The sequence below is a fragment of the Pseudomonadales bacterium genome, from assembly GCA_013215025.1.
Taxonomy (GTDB): domain Bacteria; phylum Pseudomonadota; class Gammaproteobacteria; order Pseudomonadales; family DT-91; genus DT-91.
Map to the genome: position 1 here is coordinate 1 of JABSRR010000338.1, position 1633 is coordinate 1633.

Here is a 1633-nt window from a genome sequence, read left to right on the forward strand (position 1 = left end):
GCTCAGGCTGAGGAAAATACCATGCCAACAGCATTGCATAGATCAATGCACAAACAACTCCACCCCAAAAACCAGACCAAGATTTACCTGGACTGACCGCAGCGGCTAGTTTTGCGCCACCAAATCGACTGCCAGTAAAATAGGCACCAACATCAGCCACCACTACAATCCCAAGTACATAAAGAAACAGCCACTGACTCTGAGGCAAGCTCAAGATAAACATTACCGCTAAAATAGCGGGCACAATAACGAATACGCCAATAATGGCGCGAAACAATGAATGCCCCCAAATGACCTTGCTGGCAGGATAATTAAGCACCCACAACAACGCTACAGCCCAAAATAGCCCTGCTAACCCCATCACATCTAAGAACCTAATCGGTATGATGATCGCGCCGCTTAAGCCTGGTAAAAAATGGAAATTAACGGCCAGCAGATAGGTAAGAGAGACGACAAAGAGACTGTATAAAACTCTTTGCCACTGTTGTGACAGTGCCGATAAGTCAGACCACTCCCAAGCACCTAAGGCGAGAATAACCAGCAAAACATAATTGAATTGGCTGGGCGACAAACTGAATAAAGCTAACAATAAGCCCGACATCAGTATTAGCGCCGTGATTATGCGTTGTTTTAACACAGGTTTCCCTTAATTATTATCATCTGTATCAGGTCTAGCGCCAAAACGCCGATCACGTTGGGCATAGCTTGCTAAAGCCGCTTGAAATTCATGCGCATCAAAATCCGGCCATAATGCATCACTGAAATACAGCTCAGCATAGGACAGCTGCCAAAGAAGAAAATTACTTATGCGGTGTTCACCGCTGGTGCGAATAAACAAGTCTGGCTCGGGTAAATCAGCCAGCGCCACATGCTCAGCAATCATTGCCTGATCTATCTGACTGGCTTTCAGCTGCCCAGCCTCGACTTGCTGCGCTAAAGCTTGCACTGCCTGACAAATATCGTCTCGGCCGCCGTAATCTACCGCTAAATTCAAAAAAAACTGACTATTTGCTGCGGTTTTTTGCTCAGCAGAGCGAATTTTATTTAACAACTTAGCGTCAAATTTATCTCTGCGGCCAATAAACCGCAGCGCAACACCTTGTTCAGCCAGACGCTCTACTTCGCTATCTAAATAGCTCGAAAACAGCGTCATCAACGCCGACACCTCAAGCTTTGGTCGCTGCCAATTCTCGGAGCTAAAGGCATATAAGGTTAAACAATGCACACCGGCATCTTTAGCCAGCTCCAAAACTGAACGAACGGCCTCAACCCCGGCCTTATGACCTGCGGCGACTGGTAGCTTTCGTTGTTTAGCCCAACGTCCATTACCATCCATAACGATGGCAATATGCTTGGGCAAAATTGATGTCACGCGAAGTTTCCTGTACTGCTTGAGCTGCTAAAGCTAATTTCGCTAGATTTCCATCAAATCCGCTTCTTTAACTTTTAGCTGCGCTTCTACTTTAGCAATCGCGCTATCAGTAATTTTTTGCACATCATCCTGAGCTCGTCTCTCATCATCTTCACTGATTTCTTTATCTTTCACTAAATCTTTCAACTGTGAATTGGCATCACGACGAATATTACGAATCGCTACTCGTCCAGCCTCAGCCTCAGCCTTAGCTTGCTTGAT

3 protein-coding genes are annotated in these 1633 nt (G+C 45.9%); all 3 read right to left on the reverse strand.

Features of this window, described 5'->3' with window-relative positions; all coding sequences use genetic code 11:
* A partial coding sequence (locus HRU21_13465) for a phosphatidate cytidylyltransferase (GenBank protein NRA43292.1) occupies nucleotides 1-637 on the reverse strand: 637 nt, incomplete at its 3' end.
* Between the two features lie 9 nt (nucleotides 638-646).
* Complete coding sequence (locus tag HRU21_13470; GenBank protein NRA43293.1) at nucleotides 647-1360, reverse strand: isoprenyl transferase; 714 nt, start codon at nucleotides 1358-1360, stop codon at nucleotides 647-649.
* A gap of 54 nt (nucleotides 1361-1414) precedes the next feature.
* Nucleotides 1415-1633: ribosome recycling factor (locus tag HRU21_13475; protein ID NRA43294.1), on the reverse strand; the 219-nt coding region annotated here is incomplete at its 5' end.